The organism is Skermanella sp. (assembly GCF_059503625.1).
In genome coordinates this window covers 1-7150 of record NZ_JCACHA010000933.1, presented here as the reverse complement: position 1 = coordinate 7150, position 7150 = coordinate 1, and the positions used below count along the sequence as shown (strand labels likewise).

The 7150-nt window shown below is 54.2% G+C and carries 5 protein-coding genes and 2 pseudogenes; 4 read left to right on the top strand and 3 right to left on the bottom strand.

Annotated features, from left to right (window positions below):
* Nucleotides 1–316, top strand: a pseudogene (locus tag AC5JJ6_RS34060) (transposase); the annotation flags it as partial.
* Nucleotides 317–327: 11 nt separating this feature from the next.
* Here the strand turns inward: AC5JJ6_RS34060 and AC5JJ6_RS34055 are convergent.
* Nucleotides 328–585 carry a helix-turn-helix domain-containing protein gene (locus tag AC5JJ6_RS34055; RefSeq protein WP_496046295.1) on the bottom strand — a complete coding sequence of 86 codons (258 nt, stop codon included), beginning with the start codon at nucleotides 583–585 and terminating at the stop codon, nucleotides 328–330.
* Nucleotides 586–689: 104 nt separating this feature from the next.
* On the opposite strand from AC5JJ6_RS34055, the gene AC5JJ6_RS34050 reads away from it, so the two are divergent.
* From AC5JJ6_RS34050 to AC5JJ6_RS34040, 3 genes and pseudogenes are all read left to right on the top strand, one after another.
* Nucleotides 690–959 carry a hypothetical protein gene (locus AC5JJ6_RS34050; protein WP_496046294.1) on the top strand — a complete coding sequence of 90 codons (270 nt, stop codon included), beginning with the start codon at nucleotides 690–692 and terminating at the stop codon, nucleotides 957–959.
* A 353-nt stretch (nucleotides 960–1312) separates the two neighbouring features.
* Nucleotides 1313–2062 carry a transposase gene (locus AC5JJ6_RS34045; RefSeq protein WP_496046293.1) on the top strand — a complete coding sequence of 250 codons (750 nt, stop codon included), beginning with the start codon at nucleotides 1313–1315 and terminating at the stop codon, nucleotides 2060–2062.
* 308 nt (nucleotides 2063–2370) lie between these two features.
* Nucleotides 2371–3590 (top strand): annotated as a pseudogene (locus tag AC5JJ6_RS34040) (IS256 family transposase).
* A gap of 114 nt (nucleotides 3591–3704) precedes the next feature.
* Here the strand turns inward: AC5JJ6_RS34040 and AC5JJ6_RS34035 are convergent.
* Together AC5JJ6_RS34035 and AC5JJ6_RS34030 are read right to left on the bottom strand one after the other, a co-directional pair.
* Entirely contained in the window at nucleotides 3705–5495 is a 1791-nt protein-coding gene (locus tag AC5JJ6_RS34035; RefSeq protein ID WP_496046292.1) for a hypothetical protein, read from the bottom strand.
* Nucleotides 5492–7150 (bottom strand): tyrosine-type recombinase/integrase (locus AC5JJ6_RS34030; protein ID WP_496046291.1); only part of this gene is annotated, 1659 nt, incomplete at its 5' end. The genes AC5JJ6_RS34030 and AC5JJ6_RS34035, both read right to left, overlap by 4 nt.

Below are 7150 nucleotides of genomic sequence, written 5' to 3'. Positions count from 1 at the left end.
ACCTCGCCGAGATCAGTGCCTCTGTCCTGCCCGGCCACCACGCCGTACTCACTCTGGACGGCGCGGGATGGCATCAGGAGGGCGGCAAGCTGAAGCTCCCAACATCTCCCTGCTCCACCTGCCGCCCCATGCTCCCGAGTTGAACCCCGTCGAGAACATCTGCCGATTCCTGCGACAGAACTATCTCAACAACAGGGTCTTCCCAAATTACCACAACATCCTCGATGCCTGCTGAAACGCCTGGAATGCCCTCGCCTCAATCCAGGGGAAAATCCAGAGCATCGCTACTCGCGACTGGGCACAGGTCAATTTTTAAAGCCGTTGGTATTAGTCTGTGACTTTCCGCCGGCGAGTTGGTGGCGTCTGTGCCGTGATATCAAGATGCAACAAAAATTCAGAAGGATGCGTACTAAGAGCCTGTCCAAGATCAACCATAGCAGCTAAGGAGGGATTGCAACGACCGCTTTCTAATCTGCTAATGTAAGTTGGGTGCATGCCAGCTTGATGTGCTAAATCCTCTTGGCTTAAGCACTTCGACAAGCGTATGCGGCGCAAAACCAAGCCAAATTGTAATCTCACGTCCATAGACGCAGGCAACTAGCTTGCGCCCGCTGATTCCATAGCATATATGCTAATACGCTCAAGGAAGTGATGCATCGCCGAAAAAAGGTCCGTAGGAGAACTACATTATGAATAAGGATGACGCACTGCCCAAAGATGAAACTCCCCAAGATGTCTCACAAAAATACGAGACTTTAGTCTTAAGAAGGTCACAAAATGGGAAAATTATTTTAATTTATGCAGATGAAAGTCGTAATTTATTAACCGTAGAGACTATAATCTTTGAATGGAACAATGGAGAACCATTGATACATTGTTCTGGTATAGATTTCGATAGGCCTACAGCAAACAAGTTTACGGATGCTCTATGTGATACCCTTCCCTACCTTAAGAAATAAAATTTGCAACAAATTACTGGAATGTGTCTGGTGGGTTTCTGTCAGGCTTTGCGTCAGCCCATCAGAGCATCAGAGCATCAGACGTGAAATGCAAATCCTTCTTGCAGTCTGGTTCTAAGAACCTGTTCGCAGACGGGGCGTGCCGGCCTGTGCTGATCGGGATGCTACTTTGAGCTGAAAAGAAGAATGACGCGTGGAAGGCTGGCGGGCTATGTCGGGGGCACCGTCAACAGCCACCGAGCCAGCATCAAATGGGCACCGCCGTCAGAACCGCAAAGACTTCTCTGGCATCCTGGGACGCCTTCGCCGACGTGGAGGCCTTCGTGGATGAGGTTCTGGCGGAACTTGCAGCGATGGAAGCGGACGGCACGAAACCGACGCGCTCCGGACCGAAGCCGTCGCTCACCGGGGCGGCGCTGCGCAAGGCGATCTGGTGCCTGTGCTTCTGCGGCATGCAGTGGCGCGCGATCGGACAGCTGTGCGATATCCCGTTCAATACGCTGTTCACCCTGTTCGCCCGCTGGACCCGGCTCGGACTGTGGCGTCGCCTGCTCGACCACCTGCGCCGGACGTGGCGGCTGGCCTGCGGTGATGCCGCAGAGCCGACGGCTGTCGTAATCGACAGTCGATCCTGCAGATCGGCCCCGAGTTGCTTTGACAGGGGCTTTGATGGCGGCAAAAAGATCAACGGCGTCAAAATCCATCTGGGCGTCGACAAGTACGGCATTCCACTGGCAATTGACGTCTCACCGGCAAACACGCACGACACCAAAGGCATCGTTCCGGTGCTCCGCGAACTCTCCGGCAAGAGGTTCCGGGGATCCGCGCTGGGCGACCTCAGCTACCGGGGCAGGCGTCTGGCCAAAGCAGGGCAGAAACTCGGCATCACCGTCAAGCCGGTCGCTCGCGGCCGTGATGGCAGGTTCCTCCCGGCCGGGATCTGCTGGGTGGTGGAGCGCTCTTTCTGGATTGACACCTACCAGAGGTTGAGCACGATCTTCGAGCGGACCAGGGAGCACCTCGTCGCCTTCATCCAAATCGCCTTCGTTTCCATCCTGTCCAGGCGCATCAAGCGCCTCGTCGTTGAGGAAGCCTCTGCCTGACGTCTACAAACAGCTTCTGATAGTGTCCGCAAGACGTTCGACACTGGTCATCAGGCGTGTCCTGGCTCCACCAAAGGCGAAGTCCTTGAATCAATCACCGATTTCCTATGTCAATAATCCTTCATGCTAAGCTGATGGATGGCAAATCGCCAGGCTCCTCCAGCCGGGCAACTGCCGCTGCTTTGACACTGCCATGTACCGGCCATGGGTCGTGTCGCTTGGTTGGTAGGAAATTGGCGGGTGGCGTAATCTCCTGAAGGTGAAGAACCCACATCGGCGGTCTGACCACCGCCGCAGGAGATTACGCCATGGAAAAGATTACAGCCAACGAGGCTCCGGTTCCATTGCTTGGCGAGGACTGGTTCGATCCGTTGGAGGCTGGGGTGCGCCAGCACATCCGCTCTTTCATCGAGGCGATGCTGGAGAGCGAACTGGAGGCGGTCCTGAACCGCAGGCGTTATGAGCGCGCCGGACCGGCCACAGGGCATCGGCACGGTCACCGCGATCGCCAGATCCTCGGTACTTTCGGCCCGACCACGGTGTCTGTGCCACGTGCCCGGCTGGTCGAGGCCGACGGCACGACGAGGGAATGGCGCAACCAAACGCTGCCCGCTTACAAGCGGCTGACCAAACGGGCCGAAGCCCTGATCGCCGGGACCTATCTGGCCGAACCAACACCCGCCGGGTCCGCCGTGCCCTGGGAGCGCTGTTCGGCGGAGCGGTCGGCAAGGACACCGTCAGCCGGGCGTGGCGCAAGGTCCAGGGCGACTGGGAAGCCTGGCAGAGGCGCGATCTCTCACAAGACGACATCGTCCGCGTCATCCTGGACGGTACGGTGGTCAAGGTCCGGCTCGACAAGCGCTCCACCGGCATTTCGGTGCTGGTGGCGCTGGGCGTCCGACGCGACGGCCAGAAGGTTCTTCTCGGCCTGCGCAACATGGGCGGCGAGAGCGAAGCGGCGTGGCGCGCCTTCCTGGACGATCTGGTCGCCCGCAAGCTCGCCACCCCGGAGCTGCTGATCATCGACGGCGCTCCGGGCCTGGAGGCGGCCCTTGCCGCTCTCTGGCCCACCGTACCGGTTCAGCGGTGCACGGTGCACAAGCATAGGAATCTCGTTGCCCACGCGCCGAAGAAGCTGCACGACGAGATCAGCGCCGACTACACCGACATGATCTACGGCAAGACGGTGAAGGATATCGAAGCCAGGCGGAAGGCGTTCGTGCGCAAGTGGCGGCTGAAGTGCCCGGCCGTCGCTGCCAGCCTGGAGGAGGCGGGAGCCAACCTGTTCACCTTCCTGCTCTATCCGCCCGATCAGTGGAAATCGATCCGGACGACGAACGCAATCGAGCGGTTGCATGAAGAGTTCAAGCGCCGGATCAAGACCCAGTGCCTGCTGCCCTGCGTCGAGACCGCCTGCATGCTGTTCTGGGCCCTGCTCGCCAGCGGCCAGATCACCCTGCGCCGCGTTGACGGCTGGGACACCCTGCACGTCGCTCCCAATGACGAGCCGCTTGACCTCGCCGCCTGATCCGACGACCCTGAAGCTCAGGAGAATGCGCCATCAGCAAATTCCTACCAACCTTCGGACACGACCGGCCATGCGTCTTCTTTGTCAAGCCTTTCTTCCGGAAGGTTCGTAAACTTACCATTCGGTACAGTCTGGCGGAGCAATGTCACAAATTTTTCTTTTAGTGACAGATGAGTTGCTGGTTATCTCTTCAACCCTCCTATCGAGCGCTTGACCCGCATGAACCTGTCCAGCAACGCCAGAATAGTGCCTCTCCACTATGCGACTATCACGGTTACGAAGTAACCCAGTAGCAGCTAGAACATCTCCTTTATGTGCCACTACCGTATAGGCAACTGCACCTCGCACATCGTGGGGCGACAACGCCAGACCTAGGTGCTTGCTGGTCCAGCTGCGAACCAACCTGGTGAGGTTGCCAGCGGTCAACGACGCTCCGCCTTGGCCAACCAACAGCGTTGAGGTCTTCTGCTCCACACCTGCTGTTAGGATAGTGCGATACTGGTTCATCCAAAGGAAAAGATATTCAGCCAAATCACCTATAAAGATATTGTTGACCTTCTCATCGTTCTTGGAAGTAAAGAACTTGATGGAGACTGAACCATCGTTCTCCCACTTCATAGCCGTTAGCGGCAGGTCTGCCAGGTCTTTTCGACGTAGAGGCTCATGTGTCAAAAACAATACAATGAGTGCATCGCGAAACTGCACCGCTGTCCTTAGCGTCGGCGGTTTGCGCTTAACCGACCTAAGAACCGCCAGAGCGGCGTGCCGGAGCCGACCCGCGCCGACTAAGCGGTCAGCATGTCGGGGACTCCACGCGCCCTTACCAGGAGCGACGCTGTAACCAGCGTGAACGAGATCAACAAGCCATTTCCAATCTTGGTGGGGAAACAATACCTGAGCCACCTGGAGGATTGCACCCAACCGGGTCGCAAAAGTAATTGGCTCGATATGTGGGCGTTCAGCATCAGCCCATATCCCTACCGACACGCGGTCCAGGACTAAGGGGTAGCCACCTTCTTTCAGCACTCCAAAATACTGCCCCGCTGCATAGCGCCAAGTCTCCAATGTGGCAGTTGCATAAGCCTGGCATTGCGCTCCTTCGGGAGGTTTTTTGGAACCGCTTGCCGACTCAAGGGCGCGAAGAAGAGAGGCTCCATCAATAAATTTATTGTCAACTGTTGTAACTGAAGTTGAATTTCTTGGCGCAGTAAAAGCTGACCACGCATGTTGCCATTCGTTTGGCCATTGGTTAACAGGCAAGCCGCTAATGCGGCGCCGGTACTGACCATTGCGCCTTGGCTGTACTTCTCTACGGCCAAGATGACGATAAATTCCAATCATCCAAGCATAATCTTCTTTAGGTCGCGATGATGCTAGAAGGGTATGAAGAAATCTCAAGTAAGAACAAGCTGTATTATCTTTGCGCCATTGTACAATGTGTTCTATGAAAAGATGTAATGAATGTGGGTCAGGAGGCCATGGCACTCCACTTATTGCAAGGTACTTAGACATTACTTCTTTTGAAGACTGCCAGACTCGAGGCTTCAAAACCTTCTTCGCGCGTGTAAGATCGTCAATGGCTGCTAATGGCCAGCTTTCCATTGGACATGTAGAAAATACGCGTTCGATCTGCTTTGGTAGTACCTGAGCGAGCTCCACACTAGGAAACAGCCTTGTAAGCACATCACGAAGGCTTGCGAGGTACCTCCGGGTACTCGTCGGTTTTATTCGAGTAGACAAAACATTAGCAAACCGCAAAACATTTTGAACACTAGGAATTCCGTTTGGGACGTATGATAACCACTGTTTCGTTACAGTAAGACGAAACTGACGATCATAATCAAATGGTGGTTGATTTCGCACTAGAGCAGTTTGATATGGCTCAGGCCAAGTATTATCAATCATAACTTTTTCCTCGAGTTCACTGCATCGCCGATCTCGGCCTCGATAGCTTCATCCAATACCATGGATGCAGTTTGTTGGGTTAAGTAAAGGTAAAATTCATGAGCATCACTGTCTTTAGAATGCCCTAACAATGCACGGACATCATCCAAGTTCTTGGTCTTTCTATACAGTAAAGACGCAGTTATGCCACGTAGAAGATGAATATTGATGACAAGCCCCGTCAGTGTGTGTATCCGACCTACAATGAGTTTGGCAAAAGAGCCTTCATCCTTATGCTTGTCGCCCGTCCGAGATGGAAACAGATACGGGGAATTATTCAAATTTGTCAAATGAATACGATAATTCATAATGAATAAACGTAAAAGCGATACTTTATAAGCTGTTAAAGTCGCAAACAATGGTTCACCATTCTTGACCTTGTTTGCCGGAATTGCCAGAGAACCTGGTTCACCTCGCCGAGCAGGCAACCTCAGCCAGTCGAGACGTAACTCAACTAAGTTACCAAGGCGAAGTGGTTTGGTAAATTCTATCATCAAAGCGACTGCGACAGCTACATCTAGAGCGTCACGGTAGCGCACCGATTGACCTTTCTTACGTCGACTTTCAGCCTGCATGAGCAGCCGATTAGGCAAAGTAAGTAGCTTCACAACTGCTGTTGAACTCTCAAATACTGAGAGACGTTGGCGCGTCTTTTGAGACATGCCTGATGTTTTCACCCCCAGTTTTGTAAGTTCATCTTCTAGCATAATAGAAGTTGCATGAAGGCGGGTCCACTCATCGTCTGTTCCCACCCAACGAGATCTGACGTCGCGCAATTCACAGAATAATTTTCGTTGTCGCACAGTAAAATCGGTGCCGTTATTTTTGCGTACGATTTCAGCGGCCGCTTCGGCTACTATCGGTAGCATAGTAATTTGAGCTATGGTCGAGATCGAGGTATGTGGCCTTCCGGCTCTCAGAGCAGCGGACGCCGCATGGCGAAGAGCGAACAGGTGGCCTCTCATAGTTTTGTCTTTTAATGGCTTTATGGTACGTTTACGCTCCTTGTCCTGTTCCTCGCTTTTTGCGCGACGCCGCAATAGATTACTGTCGGCCAATGCCAGGAAAGCGCTGGCGCTGCCTGAGGATATTACAGGGGTTGTTGGTTGAACTGGCATACCTCTGCTGGCTCTATAGGCTTCCAACTCACGGACAAGCTCAGCGGGCAGTTCAGTCAGAGGCAGGCTTAGCTGTAGGCGCGAGGGGCGCTTGATTACCGTCTGGGGCCACCCATCGACTACTCTGGCTGCGGTGTTCCAAGCGTTCTCCGCCTGACGCGCACGCAATTTCGGGTCCCGGACCAACATTCTAATCGAGTATTCTTCGTAACTGGTAAATGTCTCAGCCGATACGGTTTCCGGGCCGGTATCAGTAAGTGTACAGTACCGGGCAAAAGATGGTAGACACATGATCATCCTTTTTTTGCCTGGTCCCTCCCACGCGCCGAGTAGTTCAATTGCGGAAGCCCATGACGGGGATAGGCTAATGAGTGAACTTCCGTAGGCGAGGCGAAGAGCCGTACGTACTCCGGTCCGGATGTTGGCGAGGCTTGCTGCAGTTAAACCAGCTGAGTGGAGGTCAGGACGTTTTAGGAGAGTGGTCTCATTGACTTCCAT